Source organism: Cryobacterium sp. TMS1-20-1, assembly GCF_004402355.1.
Lineage (GTDB): Bacteria > Actinomycetota > Actinomycetes > Actinomycetales > Microbacteriaceae > Cryobacterium > Cryobacterium levicorallinum.
The window spans coordinates 49,671-65,626 of record NZ_SOGF01000010.1; the positions used below are offsets into that span (position 1 = coordinate 49,671).

Consider the following 15,956-nt stretch of genomic DNA (forward strand, 5'->3'; position numbering starts at 1 on the left):
GATTTACCGCACAACGTTTCATAGCACCTTCGTTTTGAAGCATTTCTTGCGCCACCTGAAAGGGGCACTCCATGGCCACATTCGTTGACCACGTGACGCTGCATTTACGAGCGGGCAATGGAGGAAACGGATGCGTTTCGGTCAAGCGCGAGAAGTTCAAACCCCTCGCCGGCCCAGACGGCGGCAACGGCGGCGGCGGCGGGGACCTCGTGCTCGTGGCCGATCCGAGCACGACCACCCTGCTCGGCTACCACCGCTCACCGCACCGCAGCTCCGACAATGGCGGCCCCGGCATGGGTGACCACCGCAACGGGCACAACGGCGACCTGCGTGAGCTCATGGTGCCCATCGGTACCGTCGTCAAAGACATCGAGGGCAACGAGCTGCTCGATATGAATGAACCCGGGCTGCGCCTCGTCGTCGCGCCCGGCGGCCAGGGCGGGCTCGGTAACGCGGCCCTCGCTTCGACCAAGCGCAAGGCCCCCGGCTTCGCCCTGCTCGGCACGCTCGGCTGGGAAGGCGACGTTTACCTCGAGCTCAAGACGGTAGCGGATGTCGCGCTCGTTGGATATCCCTCCGCCGGCAAATCCAGCCTCATCGCCGCCATGAGCGCGGCTCGGCCCAAGATTGCCGACTACCCGTTCACCACGCTGCACCCCAACCTTGGCGTCGTCGAATCCGGCGAGTCCCGCTATACCATCGCCGACGTACCCGGACTGATCGAGGGCGCGAGCGAGGGCAAGGGCCTCGGCCTGGAGTTCCTGCGCCACGTCGAGCGCTGTACCGCCCTGCTGCACGTGCTCGACTGTGCCACCCTCGAGCCCGGCCGCGACCCGATCAGCGACCTCGACGTCATCCTCGGCGAACTGGACGCCTACCCGGTGCCTGAGGGCCAGAAGCCGCTGCTGCAGCGCTCCCAGCTCATCGCCCTGAACAAGATCGACGTACCGGAAGGCCGCGAACTTGCCGCCTTCGTCAAGGCCGACCTCGAAGCCCGCGGCTACCGCGTCTTCGAGATCTCCACCGTCACCCACGAGGGCCTCAAGCAGCTCAACTATGCCCTCGCCGAGGTCGTCGAACAGGGCCGCGCCGAGGCAGCTGCAGCCGAAGCGAAGAAGCCGCGCATCATCATCCGTCCCAAGGCCGTCGACGAGGGTGGCTTCGTCATCAAGGTCGAGGGTGGCACCTTCGGCAATATCTACCGCATCCTCGGCACCAAGCCGGAACGCTGGATCCAGCAGACCGACTTCACCAACGACGAGGCCGTCGGCTTCCTCGCCGACCGACTCGCCAAACTCGGTATCGAGAACGAACTGTACAAGTCGGGTGCCATCGCCGGATCGACCGTCATCATCGGCCCCGGCCATGGTGTCGTCTTCGACTGGGAGCCCACGCTCACTTCGACCGCCGAACTCATCACGGCTCCCCGCGGAACCGACGCCCGCCTTGACGAGCCCAAACGTCGTACCAGCAACGAACGCCGCGAGGAGTACTTCGGCAGGATGGATGCCAAGTCCTCGGCCCGCGCCGAACTCATTCGTGAGCGCGAAGCCGGCATGTGGCAGACCGGTGAAGAGGAATACAACGAGGACGTGCGCCTCGCCGACGTCACGGTGGCTGCGGACGGTAGCGTCGCCCCGGTCGACACTGAGGTCGAGGTCGAGGTCGAGGCTGACGACGAAACAAACGTCGACGCCGACAGCGAGAACGACACAACGGAAGAAGTACAGAAGTGAGTGGCTTAGCCAGAGAAAATGTAGCGAGCGCGAAACGGGTCGTCGTGAAGGTCGGCTCGTCGTCGATCAGCGGCGACAACTCCGACCAGATCACCCTACTGGTCGATGCTCTGGCCGAGTCTTACGGTCGCGGCACCGAGGTCGTGCTCATCTCCTCCGGCGCGGTTGCCACCGGCATGCCGTTCCTGAACCTGGAAGAACGTCCGAGTGACGTCGCCACCCAGCAGGCGGCTGCCGCCGTCGGTCAGAACGTGCTCATCTTTCGATACCAGGAAAGCCTGGACCGGTACGGCATCGCCGCCGGCACGGTGCTGCTGACCGAGGGCGACGCCCTCAAGGAGCCGCACCGCAGCAATACCCGGCGCGCGCTCGAGCGTCTGCTCGACCTGCGCATCCTGCCCGTCGTCAACGAGAACGACACCGTCGCCGTGTACGGCCTGCGCTTTGGAAGCAACGACCGTCTCGCCGCACTCGTTGCCACGCTCATCCACGCGGACCTGCTCATTATGCTCAGCGACGTTGACGCGCTCTACACCAAGCCGCCGCACCTGCCCGGCGCCGAGAAGCTCGATTTCATCGCAGCGGATGACCCGCTCGACGGTTTCGAGTTCAGCTCGAGTGGAGCGACCGGGGTCGGTACCGGGGGAGCGAGCACGAAGGTCGTCGCCGCCCGCCTCGCGACCACGGCCGGAACCGCCGTTCTGGTCACCTCGACCGAACTGGCCGCTGCAGCCCTGCGCGGCGAGCACGTCGGCACCTGGTTCGAGCCGACGGCCAGCGAAGAGCGTCGCGCCCTGCTCTGAGCCGGATCGGGTCTGAGCCGGATCGGGAGCCCGACCCGGCTGCGCTAAACTGCCTCTGGTCGCTTCCGTTGCGTCCGTAATTCTCGCCGGAGGACCAGTTACATGTGCGGTTGCAGTCTGTTGATACGTGCACTATTCATGGTTTCCGAGTGAGGGCCCGCTCGCAGGAACTTGTTCGTTCGGCGGCGCGCATCGTCGTCAAAGTGGGTTCCTCGTCGATCAGCGGCGAGAATTCCGGGCAGATCGCACCGCTCGTTGATGCCCTCGCCGAAGCCCATGGCCGCGGCACCGAGGTCATCCTGGTGTCGTCGGGTGCGATCGCCATCGGCATGCCGTACCTGAAGCTGCAGGAGCGCCCCACCGACCTGGCGACCCAGCAGGCCGCGGCATCCGTTGGTCAGAATTTGTTGATCTTTCGCTACCAGGACAGCCTCGACCGCTACGACATCGTCGCCGGGCAGGTGCTGCTCACCGCGAGCGATCTCGATAACGCCACCCACCGCGGCAATGCCCAGCGGGCGATGGAGCGCCTCATGGCGTTGCGGATCCTGCCGATCGTGAACGAAAACGACACGGTGGCGACCCACGAAATTCGATTCGGTGACAACGATCGACTCGCCGCCCTCGTAGCCATTCTGATCGACGCCGACCTGCTGGTGCTGCTCAGCGACGTCGACGCGCTCTACACCTGCCCGCCGCACCTGCCCGGCGCCGAGCGCATCAGCCACGTCGCTTCCGGCGATCCGCTGATCGGCATGGAATTCGGCGCGACCAAGGTCAACGGGGTGGGCACCGGGGGAGCGAGCACCAAGATCACGGCTGCCCGGATCGCCGCGCAGGCCGGAACCGCCGTGCTCGTCACCGCGACCGGACTCGTGGCCGAAGCGTTGCGCGGCGAACCGGTCGGAACCTGGTTTGAACCCTCGCCGGCACCGTCGGCCCAGCGCATCCGCTGAGAAAGTCTAAATAGTCTCTCGGCAGGCCCTCCGGTAAACTGGAGGGCATGTTGCAGTCACTGAACGATGTCGCCCAGGTCACGCCCACCCTTGAGGCCGCTCGCACCGCTTCCCTGTCGCTCGCTTCGGCACCGACAGAGGTGAAGAACAAGGCGCTCAAGCTGATCGCCCAGTCTTTGCGGGAGAACGTCGCGGCCATCGTGACGGCGAACCAGATCGACCTCGATGCTGGGGCGACCAACGGCCTGACCGCCGGGCTGCTCGACCGGCTCAAGCTCGACGAGGCGCGTATCACGGCTCTCGCTGATTCCGTCGACCAGATCGCCCTATTGACCGACCCGGTCGGCCAGGTCGTGCGGGGCAGCAGCCTGCCCAACGGCATTAAGATCAGCCAGGTGCGCGTGCCGTTCGGCGTCATCGGCGTCATCTATGAGGCCCGCCCCAACGTCACCGTCGACCTTGCCGCCCTCGCCGTTAAGAGCGGCAACGCTGTCGTGCTGCGCGGTGGGTCCGCCGCCGAGAACAGCAACCGAGTTCTCATCGATCTCGTCCAGGCCGCCATCGCCGCCGCCGGGCTCAACCCCGACTCGGTGCAGACCATCGATCCCTTCGGCCGGGCCGGCGCGACCGAACTCATGAAGGCACGCGGCTTCGTCGATGTGCTCATTCCGCGCGGCAGCGCCAACCTCATTCGCACCGTCGTGACCGAGTCCCAGGTTCCCGTCATTGAAACCGGCGCCGGCGTCGTGCACATCTTCCTCGACGAAACGGCCACCAAGCAGTGGGCGATCGACATCGTGCACAACTCCAAGACGCACCGGCCCAGCGTCTGCAACGCCCTCGAAACCCTGCTCGTGCACCGCAGCGCCGCCGAACGACTTCTGCCCGACGTGCTGGCCAAGCTGGAAGCCTCCGGGGTGACGATTCACGCGGATGCCCGCACCCGCGCCCTCCACCCGTCCGCCGTCCCGGCGACCGACGATGACTGGGCCACCGAATATATGAGCCTCGACCTTTCGGTTGCGATCGTGGATTCTCTCGACGAGGCGATTGCGCACATCCGTCGCTATTCGACCGGGCACACCGAGTCGATCATCACCAACGACCTGCAGAACGCGGAGCGGTTCCTGAACGAGGTGGATTCGGCCTCGGTCATGGTCAACACCTCGACTCGGTTCACCGACGGCGGCGAGTTCGGTTTCGGCGCCGAGGTGGGCATTTCCACCCAGAAGCTGCATGCCCGTGGCCCGATGGGGTTGCCCGAGCTGACCAGCACCAAGTGGATCGTGCGCGGCACCGGACAGGTGCGCTCGTAGCTTTAGCCAGGTCACTGCTGGCTGCCGCTAGAATGGGGACGGCGGCGTGAAACGTCGCACCCATAATTTGATTTGAACAGCTCGAGCAGCGTGCTGGTCGTTGTGCTTGAATGGAGAACCGATGTCCTTTGTGACTGCTGTGCTGACCGAGGTCGAGCACATCGCCCTGCCGCTGCCCCTGATTGCCTACCCGATGGTCGCGGCCGTGTTGTTCCTCGCCCTCGGCATCGTGCTGTGGAGCTTTCGCGATGTCTCCAACCGTCACAGTGCCAAGGCCGACGCCTACGCGGCAGCGCACGGGGGACGTGGCTCCAGCACCGGTGGCCACTAGAAGCCTGATCGTAACGTGACAGTTCGTCGTCCGCGCATCGGCGTGATGGGCGGTACCTTCGACCCCATCCACCATGGACACCTCGTCGCCGCGAGCGAAGTGGCGCAGAGCTTCGACCTGGACGAGGTCGTCTTCGTACCCACCGGGCAACCTTGGCAAAAAAGCGGAGTGACCGGCGGGGAGCATCGCTACCTGATGACGGTCATTGCCACCGCGTCGAATCCCCGATTCACCACCAGCCGCGTCGATATCGACCGGGTCGGCCCGACCTATACGATCGACACGCTCCGGGACCTGCACGAGGAACGACCAGACGCCGAACTGTTCTTCATCACCGGAGCGGATGCCATCACGCAGATTCTCGGGTGGAAAGACGTGCGCGAGCTGTGGCAGCTGGCCCATTTCGTCGCTGTGAGTCGCCCGGGGCATGAGCTGAGCGTTTCGGGTTTACCCAACCAGGACGTAAGCTTATTGGAAGTTCCGGCACTGTCCATTTCGTCTACTGACTGCCGGGCACGGGTCAATCGGGGTTTCCCGGTCTGGTATCTGGTCCCCGATGGGGTCGTCCAGTACATCTCAAAGCATCATCTGTATCGGAGTGTGGCATGACGTTGGGAGAGCCTCAGCCGCTCAGCCGACGTCAGGCGCGTGAACTTGCGCGTCATCAGGAGCCCGTTCCCGTTCTTGACGTGCCCGCGCTGACCCCCGCAGCCTTACGCCCAGCTGCGCTGGCAGCCCCGGGGAGTGCCCCAATCTCGCGGCGGTCCAGTCGCCACCACACACCCGACCGGGCCAGCGAACCGGCCGAGTCGGCAGCATCCACTGCACCAGCGGAAACCCCGACACCCCCGTCTGCGGTTCCCGCCGTCGAGCACGCCCTCAGCCGCCGCGAACTGCGAGCCCTGCAGGCGCGTCAGAATCAATCAGCGCAAGAGGATGCCGTTCCGACGGTGTCAGCGCCGGTCGCGCGCGAGGCCGCGGTTCCCGAGGCAGAGCTGATCGAGGCTGAGCTGATCGAACCGGAGCAGATCGAACCGGAGCAGATTGAGCCGGAGCGGAGTGAGCCCGCCGGTTGGACTCCGCCCGTCGGTCACTGGTCCGTTGATTCGGGCAAGCAAACGCCGGTGCACGCACCCGAACAGTCGCTGGATGAACTGATCAATCGCGGAATCGGCGCCGGCGGCATCCCAACGACGACGAATGCGCTCATTCTGCCGTCGATTCCGCATCAGGGCCCCAGCGTGAGTCCGATCTCCAACACCGGTGAGATCATAATCACGGGATCTTTCGATCTGCCACGCAGTCTTGGCTCCACCGGGGCGCATCCCAATCTGTTTGATTCGTCCGAGATGGACCACATGATGGACCAGCTCGATGCTGACCAGCTTGGCGGCGACTCGGCACCGGTCAGTGCCAGTCGCGCAGTGAGTACGCATGCCTCGACTCGCGGCATGCTGACGCCGCCAAAGAAGCAGCGAGCGTCGCTTCCCATGGTTCTGGTCATCACGACGGCGATCCTCGCGGTCAGTGTTCTCGCTCTCTTCGTGACTGGCTACCTGTTGGGCATTTTCTAGTGCCGCTACGCGGATCGATCCCACAATTTTCTCCGACGCGTCGATGTGACTCGTTTCCCTCCGTTCCCCCCATCATCGCCGCGTGCGCATTCACGCCCCGCGGCACAATCTCAAGGATTCAGTTATGACCACGTCGCCGCACGCCCTCGAGCTGCTCAAAATTGCCGTTGCCGCCGCCGATTCGAAGGGTGGGGAAGATCTGGTTGCACTTGACGTGTCCAATCCGCTTCCCCTGGCTGATATTTTCTTCATCGTCACCGGACGCTCCGAACGTAACGTCGTTGCCATCGCCGGTGAAATCGAAGACAAGCTGATCGAGGCCGGCCACAAGCCGCTCCGCCGTGAGGGACGCGCTGCCGGACGCTGGGTCCTCGTTGACTTCGGCGACCTGGTCGTGCACGTCTTCCACGAGGAAGAGCGCCAGTACTACGCTCTGGAGCGCCTGTGGAAGGACTGCCCGGTGATTCCGACCGGGATTCCGGCCAAAGTGGCAGCCGACGTTGACGCAGAAGGCGACACGGAAGAGGTCGCGGAGTAGCTTCAGTTTCGCAGATCACATTCTGTGTTGTAAGCTAACAAAGTTGTTTCGGAGAGATTCGAAACGACAATCTGGGTCCGTGGCGCAGCTGGTAGCGCACCTGCATGGCATGCAGGGGGTCAGGGGTTCGAATCCCCTCGGATCCACCAGAATAAAAAAGCCCCGACAGTGTCGGGGCTTTTTTGTGCCCTCTCCCGGTATTTTTGGAGCCGGCTAAAAAGTCTTGCAATCTTCGTGACGAGTTTTTTTTCGTGAGTTTCTGCGGGCGAGTGCCAGAGTTAGTCGAGTCCCCGACCTGGCTGGGCAAGAGTGGCATCCTTGCCCGGTTCAAAGCTGCCGAAGAAATACCGCGTGGCGGGTATCGGAAAAAGTTTCGGGCAGCGATAATCTCTTAGTGGTTAATCCCACAAGCACGAATTCAATATATGCGTCCCGAATGCATCCCTCATAAATTGGAGATATACAGCATGAAGAAGACCACCGTTCAATTGTTAGACGACCTCGACGGTTCCGTTATCGAGAATGGCTCGGGGGCATCCGTTTCTTTCGCGTTTGAGGGCGACTCCTATGAGGTCGATCTGTCAGAAAAGAATCTCGCTGAGTTTCGTGCAGCCTTGAAGCCCTACGCCGACGTTGCCCGCAGAGTTGGCTATGTTCCCGCGAAAGCGCGAGCCGCCAGCGGATCAAAGTCGGATCGTGCCGAGCTTCAGGCCGTGCGGGCATGGGCTGCCGCCAATGGCATTCAGGTTTCCGACCGCGGGCGCATTGCGGCGACCGTTCGCGAGGCCTATTCACGAGCACAGGCCAACTAAGACAGGTTCTACTTTATGCACGAGGATGTGCGGTGTCCCTGCCTGAGCGGAGACACCTATTCCGCCTGCTGCGGTCGGTTTCACGCCGGCGCGGCCGTTCCTTCCACCGTCCAGTGGTTGATGCGGTCGCGTTACAGCGCCTTTGCACTCGGTCACGCGCAGTATCTGCTGGACACCTGGCATCCGCTCACTAAGCCCAGCTCGCTCGAATTAGACCCGTCCCTCACCTGGCGTCGCCTTGACATTCTGCGGACCGAGAGCGGGGGAATGCTCGATAGCGACGGCGTCGTCGAATTCACTGCTCACTATCGCCAGGATGGTATTTCCGGGCAGCAACATGAAGTTAGCCGCTTTCAGAAGGTGACGGGGCGTTGGTATTACCTCGACGGCGAATCGGCGGGCTGACCACTCCCGGCGGCGTCTTCCCAGCCATTCGTCATACATTGAATGCCATGTCTAACGCCCTCTCCCGCGATATCGCCACCGGCACCGATCCCCGGCATCCGGTGCGTCGCGCGTTGGGTCGGGCACGGGCCTGGGTTGAGGGGCATGCTTATCTGCTCTTCGCCTATCGCCTGGCGGTTGCCCTGCTGGGCACCCTCGTCATTCTGGTGGGAGTCATTCTGATCCCCCTGCCTGGGCCGGGCTGGCTCATCGTTTTTCTGGGCCTCGCCGTGCTTGGAACGGAGTTCGCCTCGGCTCGACGGGTGGGTGCGTTCCTCAAACGGATCGTTACCCGGGCCTGGGCCTGGTGGCGCGCACGCCGTGATCGCCGCGTTGCGAGCTCGACGTAACCCTCGCCAGGGCGGCTGCTTCAGCGGCCGAAGGGCAGGGCGGGAGCGCTGAAGAACAGTGACGCCAGAATGGCGACGTAAACGATGACGAAAATTGCCGGGGTGACGTAGCGCACAACATTCACCCACGGCGCCATGGCAATGATGCACCGGGTGAGCGCGCTGGGCGCTTCCAGGGCCCGCAGGTCGGCGATGACGGCGAGACCCTCGTTGGCGGCACTTATCTGTGCAAGGGCACCAAAAATACCCGAGGCGAGCAGGATGCCTGCCGCAGCGATGCGCACGGCCGGGTCAGCGGTTGCCAGCCCGAGTGCGAGAAAGCCGACGACAGCGGTCAGCAGAAACGTCGGGGCGGCCTGGGACACGATAATGTGTGCGCGTGCCTTGCCCCAGAAAGTTATGAGCTGGGATTCCGTCATGGTGGCTCCATTCGTTGTGGCACCGCCGACGGCGCCTGACTCCATTCTTGCGTGTTCAGCGAGATCATCCGATGGATCGGACGATGAATTGGCCGAGCCGTTGGCCGTGCCGTTGGTTCGGCGCACCACATCCACGATGGGATTCGGGCTGTCGCCGACGATCCCATAAATTCGGCGGACGCCCGCCTGCACAAGTTGGCCGATGGGTTGATCTGCGACTGACCCTCCAGCGCCGCGAGGAACTTCTCAGGGTCCCAACCAACTCCCGCTCGAGCGGAAGGCAGATATGTCGGCGGATGCCTGTAGCGTATTCTCCAAGCGCGGCCACCGTCGGGTGCTGCCGTGTCCCTCAACTCGCACCTGACCGTGTCCCACCTTCCCTTCGAGGAGTCTCATGGAAACCTGGCCCGGCACCGCCTACCCCCTCGGCGCAACCTTTGACGGGAGCGGCACCAACTTCGCCCTGTTCAGTGAGGCGGCCCAACGAGTCGAACTGTGCCTCTTTGATGAAGACGGCGGTGAGACGCGCATCGAGATACGCGAGTCATCCGCTTATATCTGGCACTGCTATCTTCCGCTCGTGCAGCCGGGCCAGCGCTACGGCTACCGGGTGCATGGCGATTACAATACCGCAGCGGGCAACCGGCTCAACCCGAGCAAGCTGCTGCTTGACCCCTACGCCAAGGCTACGACCGGGGCCATCGACTGGGATCCGTCGCTGTTCTCCTATGACTTCGACGACCCGGATTCCCCGAACGACGAAGACTCCGCCGCACACATGATGCTCGGCGTGGTCGTCAACCCATTCTTTGACTGGACCGGCGACCGGTCGTTGCGCACGCCATACAGTGAGTCCCTCATCTATGAGGCACACGTCAAAGGACTCACCAAGCTTCAGGAGTCCGTACCGGAGACCCAGCGGGGCACCTACGCGGGATTGGCGCATCCTTCGGTCATCGACCATCTGCAGAAATTGGGGGTGACGGCTATCGAACTCATGCCGGTGCACCAGTTTGTGAACGACGGCACCCTCATGGAGCAGGGCCTGAACAATTACTGGGGCTACAACTCGATCGGATTCTTCGCGCCGCACAACGCGTATTCCTCCACCGGTGATCTCGGTCAGCAGGTGCAGGAGTTCAAGGGCATGGTGCGCAGCCTGCACGCCGCCGGAATCGAAGTCATCCTCGACGTGGTCTACAACCACACCGCCGAGGGCAACCACATGGGACCGACCCTGTCGTTCAAGGGCATCGACAATGAGGCCTACTACCGCCTCATGGATGACGACAAGCGCTACTACATGGACTACACGGGCACCGGCAACACCCTCAATGTTCGGCACCCGCACGTGCTGCAGCTCATCATGGATTCGCTGCGCTACTGGGTGCTCGAGATGCACGTTGACGGCTTTCGGTTCGATCTGGCCTCCGCTCTGGCCCGAGACCTGTACGAAGTCGACAAACTGTCCACCTTCTTCGAGCTCGTGCAGCAGGACCCGATCGTGTCGCAGGTCAAGCTCATCGCCGAGCCGTGGGACGTCGGGCCGGGCGGCTACCAGGTCGGTAATTTTCCCTCCCAGTGGTCGGAATGGAACGGCAAGTACCGCGACACCGTTCGAGACTTCTGGCGGGGAGAGCCGTCCACGCTCGGCGAGTTCGCCTCGCGCGTGGCCGGGTCGGCCGACCTGTACGAGCACTCAGGGCGGCGCCCGATGGCCTCGATCAACTTCGTCACGGCGCACGACGGCTTCACCATCGCTGACCTCGTGTCCTACAACGAGAAACACAACGATGCCAACGGCGAAGACAACAACGACGGCGAATCGCACAACCGGTCCTGGAACTCCGGCGTCGAGGGCCCTACTGACGACCCCGAGATTCGCGGGCTGCGCGCCCGCCAGACGCGCAATTTCCTGGCCACCCTGTTGCTGTCGCAGGGGGTTCCGATGCTCTTGCACGGCGACGAACTGGGCCGCACCCAGCTTGGCAATAACAACACCTATGCGCAGGACTCCGAGCTGACCTGGGTGCACTGGGACGAAGCCGACCTGCCACTGATCGAGTTCACGGCGGCAGTCTCCCGCCTGCGCCGCGAGCACCCGACGTTCCGGCGCAGCCGGTTCTTCGACGGACGCCCGGGCAAACGGGTGGCAGGGGAGTCCCTGCCCGACATCGTCTGGCTCAACACCGACGGCGAGCCGATGGCGTCAGAAGACTGGGACGAGAATCTCGCCCGCACGGTGGCCAAGTTTCTCAACGGCAACGGAATCCGCGAACGCGACGTGCGCGGGCAAGAGGTCGTCGACGTCAATTTTCTGCTCCTGTTCAACGCGGATGCCGAGAACGTCGAATTCAAGCTGCCGCCCGATGAGTACGCCCCGGCCTGGGAGATCGTCGTCGACACCGCCGGCGAGGGGGCCGATTCCATTGCCCGTCCGGCCGGAGCCATTCAAACGGTCGTTGGTCGGTCGCTCGTGGTTCTGCGCGCGTATCACGAACCCGAAGCTGCCCCGGATCATTCGGTGGCCGCGTCGCTCGCGGGCAACACCGGGTTGATCTCCCTCCCGGGCCTGACCTGATGCCGCTGAGCACTTATCGGTTGCAGATCACGGCCGGATTCGACCTCGATGCAGCGGCCGAAATCATGGACTACGTGCGCTCCCTCGGTGCTGACTGGGTCTACCTGTCGCCGCTGCTGAAAGCCGAACCCGGATCGGATCACGGCTACGACGTGGTCGACCACTCGCTGGTCGACCCGGCCCGTGGCGGTGCGGCGGGGCTCGTCCGGCTTGCAACGGCGGCGCACCAGGCCGGGCGCGGCGTGCTCGTAGACATTGTGCCCAACCATATGGGGGTCGCCAGCCCGGCGCAGAACGCCTGGTGGTGGGACCTGCTGCAGAACGGTCAGCAGTCGCGTTATGCCGAGGCCTTCGACGTCGACTGGGCCTTCGGCAATGGCAAGATTCGCATTCCGGTTCTCGGCGACGATGGTTCGGATGAAAGCACGGAACTGGACCAGCTCGAGATCGTGGGCGGCGAGCTGCATTATTTTGACAACCGATTTCCCCTGGCGGCCGAAAGCAACAATGACGGTGCCAGCCCGGCCGAGGTGCACTCCAGACAACACTACGAGTTGGTGAACTGGCGTCGCGCCGACGCCGAGTTGAACTACCGCCGATTTTTCGCGGTGAACAGCCTCGCTGGTATCCGGGTCGAGGTGCCGTGGGTGTTTGAGGAATCGCACCGCGAGATCGTGCGTTGGGTGCGCGACGGCCTCGTCCAGGGATTGCGGGTCGACCACCCCGACGGGCTTGCCGATCCGGCCGGCTACCTGGAAGCCCTGCGGCGGGCCACCGACGGCTGCTACGTTCTGGTCGAGAAGATCCTGGAAGGGCGCGAAGTGCTGCCGACCAGCTGGGCGACTGCCGGCACCACCGGTTATGACGCCCTCGCCGACGTCGACCGGGTGCTCGTCGATCCGGCGGGCCAGGAGCCCCTCGATGCGCTCGAGGCCAGCCTGCAGGGCGTCGCTACCGACTGGGCCGACCTGGTCTATCGCAACAAGCGCGACGTGACCGACGGCATTCTGCGCTCCGAGGTGCTGCGTATCGCTCGACTCGTGCCGAGCGATACGGGGAATCTGGCACAGACCGCCGAGGCCCTGGCCGACCTGCTGGCCTGGTTTCCGGTCTATCGCTCGTACCTGCCCATTGGCTCGGAGAATCTGCGCGAGGCGGCCCGCCGCTCGGCTACCCGCCGCCCGGAACTTCAATCCGAGATCGACCGGATGCTGCCCCTGCTCGGCGACCCGGGGCATCCGGCCGCCGTGCGGTTTCAACAGACCTCGGGCATGGTCATGGCCAAGGGCGTGGAAGATCGGGCTTACTACCGGTTCAGTCGGTTGACCTCGCTCAACGAGGTCGGGGCCGATCCCGACGAGTTCGCCGTGACGGTGGCTGAGTTTCACAAGCGGCAGCGCACGCGTCAGGCGGGTTTTCCGCACTCGATGACGACGCTGTCGACCCACGACACCAAACGCGGCGAAGACGTGCGGGCGCGCATTGCGGTGCTTGCCGAGATCCCCGCCGAGTGGGCGGAGGCGCTACACCAGCTGCGGGCAGCGCATCCGCTCGACGATGCGCCCTTCGAGAACCTGCTTTGGCAGGCGATCGTGGGCGCCTGGCCGGCCAGCCGGGAGCGGCTCGCCGCTTACGCCCTCAAGGCCGCGCGCGAAGCCGGCACGTCGACCACCTGGACCCAGCCGAACACCGGTTTCGAAGCGGCTCTCGACGACCTCGTCACAGCCGCCGTCGAGTCGGGGCCGACCCGCGATCTCCTCACCGCACTGGTTGACCGGCTGCAGCAGCCCGGGTGGAGCAATTCGCTTTCCCAGAAGCTGCTGCAGCTGACCATGCCGGGCGTCCCAGACGTCTACCAGGGCAGCGAGCTGTGGGAGACCTCGCTCGTCGACCCTGACAATCGTCGCCCGGTCGACTATGCGCTGCGCCGCGAGCTGCTGACCCGTCTGGAAAGCGGATGGCTCCCCCCGGTCGACGAGACCGGCGCCGCCAAGCTGCTGGTCACCTCCAGTGCCCTGCACCTGCGCGGCGACCGGCCAGACCTGTTCACCCGCTACCTGCCCGTGCCCGCCTTCGGCCCGGCTGCTGGCCATGTCGTCGCGTTCGACCGCGGCGGAGCGATCACCGTGGCCACGCGGCTGCCGATCGGGTTGCACGAGGCCGGCGGCTGGCGCGACACGACCATTGCCGTGGCCGGTCGCACCGTCGTCGATGTGTTCACGCGCCAGCGATTTGACGGCCCAAGCTTGCGAGTCGCCGATGTGCTGGCCCGGTATCCGGTGGCGTTACTGGTGGCTGCCGACGACCGAGACCGCCCTTCCCACCGCATCGGACGTCACACATGAACGAGCAGAGATTCGAGGTCTGGGCACCCGACGCGCAGACCCTGCAGCTGGTGTTGGGCACGCGAAGGCTGGAACTTACCGCCCGCGATGACGGTTGGTGGGAACTGCCGGCATCCGCTCGACCGGCGGTGCGCGCCGAGATCGACTACGGCTTCATCGTGGACGGGCGCGGGCCGTACGCCGACCCGCGATCACGGCGGCAGCCTGCCGGGGTGCACGCCCCGTCGCGTAGTTTCGATGCGTCCGCGCATGTCTGGCAGGATGCCGACTGGACCGGGAGGCAGCTGGCCGGCGCCGTCATCTACGAGTTACACGTGGGAACCTTCACACCGGAGGGTACGTTCGGGGCGGCCGCGAGCCGGCTTGATCACCTGCAATCGATCGGCGTCGACTTCGTCGAGCTGTTGCCGGTGAATGCCTTCAACGGCACCCACAATTGGGGCTACGACGGTGTGCTCTGGTACGCCGTGCACGAGGGTTATGGCGGTCCGGCCGCGTACCAGGCCTTCGTTGATGCTTGCCACCAGCGTGGCATTGGCGTCATTCAGGATGTCGTTTACAACCACCTCGGCCCGAGTGGCAACTATCTGCCACAGTTCGGTCCCTACCTGAGCGAGGCCGCCGGTAACACCTGGGGGTCCTCGCTCAACCTCGACGGGCCGCACTCCGACCCGGTGCGCCGATACATTCTCGACAACGCACTCATGTGGCTCGGCGAGTACCACGTCGACGGCCTGCGCCTCGACGCCGTGCACGCGCTGCGCGACAGCAGCGCCACCCACCTGCTCGAGCAACTCTCCGTCGAGGTCGCCGCGCTCAGCGCCGAGACCGGGCGGCCCCTCACCTTGATCGCCGAATCCGACCTCAACGATCCGCGCCTCATCACCCCCCGAGAGGCGAACGGCTACGGCCTCGACGCCCAGTGGAGCGACGACTTTCATCACGCCGTGCACGTCGCCCTCACCGGGGAAACCTCGGGGTACTGCGCCGACTTCGAGCCGCTCGACGCCCTGGCCAAGGTGCTCACCCACGGGTTTTTTCACGACGGCAGTTATTCCAGTTTTCGGGAGCGCACCCACGGCCGCCGGATCGACCGAGAACGGATGCCCACCTGGCGGCTGGTCGTCGCATCCCAGAATCACGACCAGATCGGCAACCGGGCCGTCGGTGACCGGCTCAGCGCCCAACTGGATGTCGGCCAGCTCGCAATTGCCGCGGCGCTGACCCTGCTCGGGCCGTATACGCCAATGCTGTTCATGGGGGAAGAATGGGGGGCGACGACGCCCTGGCAGTTCTTCACCTCGCATCCCGAACCCGAACTCGGCACGGCAACGGCCACCGGACGCATCAGTGAGTTTGCCCGCATGGGCTGGAATCCGGCGCTCGTCCCCGACCCGCAGGACCCGGCGACGTTCGAGCGCTCCAAGCTCAATTGGAACGAACTGGCTGAGCCCGAGCACGCTCGACTGCTCGAGTTCTACCGTGCTTTGGCTGCGCTGCGCCGCACCCACGCAGATATCACCGATCCCCGGTTCGACCAGATCGCCGTCGAGGCGGATGCGGCCGAGGGGTGGCTGCGGCTGCACCGTGGCCGCACCAAGATTTTGATCAACCTCGGCGAGCGTTCGGCGCACATCCCGGCCGGCGGGGGAGAGGTCGTGCTGTCCTTCGCCGCCGCTGGCGATGCTGTGCAGGACCGACTGCCTAACGCCCTGCAGCTGGCTCCGCACTCGGTCGTCGTGCTGGCGTGA

15 protein-coding genes, 1 tRNA gene and 1 pseudogene are annotated in these 15,956 nt (G+C 64.5%); 16 read left to right on the top strand and 1 reads right to left on the bottom strand.

The annotated features are described in order from the left end of the window. The first annotated feature begins 71 nt into the window (after positions 1 to 71). The 13 genes and pseudogenes from obgE (at position 72) to E3O45_RS01410 (ending at position 8,860) form a co-directional block, all read left to right on the top strand. A complete protein-coding gene (gene obgE / locus E3O45_RS01355) occupies positions 72 to 1,736 on the top strand; it encodes a GTPase ObgE (RefSeq protein WP_134441219.1) in 1,665 nt (554 codons plus the stop codon). Beyond that, the gene (gene proB, locus E3O45_RS01360) at positions 1,733 to 2,539 is read left to right on the top strand and encodes a glutamate 5-kinase (protein WP_134441220.1); all 807 of its coding nucleotides are present in this window, start codon (positions 1,733 to 1,735) and stop codon (positions 2,537 to 2,539) included. The genes obgE and proB (E3O45_RS01360) overlap by 4 nt, the downstream gene beginning before the upstream one ends. Before the next feature lie 149 nt (positions 2,540 to 2,688). Continuing rightward, a complete protein-coding gene (gene proB / locus E3O45_RS01365) occupies positions 2,689 to 3,495 on the top strand; it encodes a glutamate 5-kinase (protein ID WP_134441221.1) in 807 nt (268 codons plus the stop codon). Between the two features lie 47 nt (positions 3,496 to 3,542). After that, complete coding sequence (locus tag E3O45_RS01370) at positions 3,543 to 4,811, top strand: glutamate-5-semialdehyde dehydrogenase (RefSeq protein ID WP_134441222.1); 1,269 nt, start codon at positions 3,543 to 3,545, stop codon at positions 4,809 to 4,811. 121 nt (positions 4,812 to 4,932) lie between these two features. Continuing rightward, complete coding sequence (locus E3O45_RS01375; protein WP_134441223.1) at positions 4,933 to 5,142, top strand: hypothetical protein; 210 nt, start codon at positions 4,933 to 4,935, stop codon at positions 5,140 to 5,142. A gap of 15 nt (positions 5,143 to 5,157) precedes the next feature. Continuing rightward, on the top strand, positions 5,158 to 5,751 hold the full coding sequence (gene nadD / locus E3O45_RS01380) for a nicotinate-nucleotide adenylyltransferase (RefSeq protein ID WP_092450772.1): 594 nt from the start codon (positions 5,158 to 5,160) through the stop codon (positions 5,749 to 5,751). Continuing rightward, a complete protein-coding gene (locus E3O45_RS01385; protein ID WP_134441224.1) occupies positions 5,748 to 6,716 on the top strand; it encodes a hypothetical protein in 969 nt (322 codons plus the stop codon). Before nadD ends, E3O45_RS01385 begins: the two co-directional genes overlap by 4 nt. 124 nt (positions 6,717 to 6,840) lie before the next feature. Then, entirely contained in the window at positions 6,841 to 7,254 is a 414-nt protein-coding gene (gene rsfS / locus E3O45_RS01390) for a ribosome silencing factor (protein WP_134441225.1), read from the top strand. A 73-nt stretch (positions 7,255 to 7,327) separates the two neighbouring features. Next, positions 7,328 to 7,403: transfer RNA gene (locus E3O45_RS01395), tRNA-Ala, on the top strand. A 318-nt stretch (positions 7,404 to 7,721) separates the two neighbouring features. Next, positions 7,722 to 8,066 carry an Lsr2 family protein gene (locus E3O45_RS01400; protein WP_104133120.1) on the top strand — a complete coding sequence of 115 codons (345 nt, stop codon included), beginning with the start codon at positions 7,722 to 7,724 and terminating at the stop codon, positions 8,064 to 8,066. 15 nt (positions 8,067 to 8,081) lie between these two features. Then, positions 8,082 to 8,144 (top strand): annotated as a pseudogene (locus E3O45_RS18300) (SEC-C metal-binding domain-containing protein); the annotation flags it as partial. A 42-nt stretch (positions 8,145 to 8,186) separates the two neighbouring features. Then, the gene (locus E3O45_RS01405; protein WP_370450283.1) at positions 8,187 to 8,471 is read left to right on the top strand and encodes a YchJ family protein; all 285 of its coding nucleotides are present in this window, start codon (positions 8,187 to 8,189) and stop codon (positions 8,469 to 8,471) included. Positions 8,472 to 8,518: 47 nt separating this feature from the next. Then, positions 8,519 to 8,860: a TIGR02611 family protein gene (locus tag E3O45_RS01410; protein ID WP_134441227.1), complete on the top strand. Its 342-nt coding sequence runs from the start codon at positions 8,519 to 8,521 to the stop codon at positions 8,858 to 8,860. 20 nt (positions 8,861 to 8,880) lie between these two features. On the opposite strand, the gene E3O45_RS01415 is transcribed toward E3O45_RS01410, so the two are convergent. Continuing rightward, positions 8,881 to 9,279: a hypothetical protein gene (locus tag E3O45_RS01415; RefSeq protein ID WP_134441228.1), complete on the bottom strand. Its 399-nt coding sequence runs from the start codon at positions 9,277 to 9,279 to the stop codon at positions 8,881 to 8,883. A gap of 394 nt (positions 9,280 to 9,673) precedes the next feature. On the opposite strand from E3O45_RS01415, the gene glgX reads away from it, so the two are divergent. The 3 genes from glgX to treZ are packed head-to-tail and all read left to right on the top strand — an operon-like array spanning position 9,674 to position 15,956. Beyond that, complete coding sequence (gene glgX / locus E3O45_RS01420; protein WP_134441229.1) at positions 9,674 to 11,860, top strand: glycogen debranching protein GlgX; 2,187 nt, start codon at positions 9,674 to 9,676, stop codon at positions 11,858 to 11,860. Beyond that, positions 11,860 to 14,205: a malto-oligosyltrehalose synthase gene (gene treY, locus E3O45_RS01425; protein WP_134441230.1), complete on the top strand. Its 2,346-nt coding sequence runs from the start codon at positions 11,860 to 11,862 to the stop codon at positions 14,203 to 14,205. Before glgX ends, treY begins: the two co-directional genes overlap by 1 nt. After that, the gene (gene treZ / locus E3O45_RS01430) at positions 14,202 to 15,956 is read left to right on the top strand and encodes a malto-oligosyltrehalose trehalohydrolase (RefSeq protein WP_134441231.1); all 1,755 of its coding nucleotides are present in this window, start codon (positions 14,202 to 14,204) and stop codon (positions 15,954 to 15,956) included. The genes treY and treZ overlap by 4 nt, the downstream gene beginning before the upstream one ends.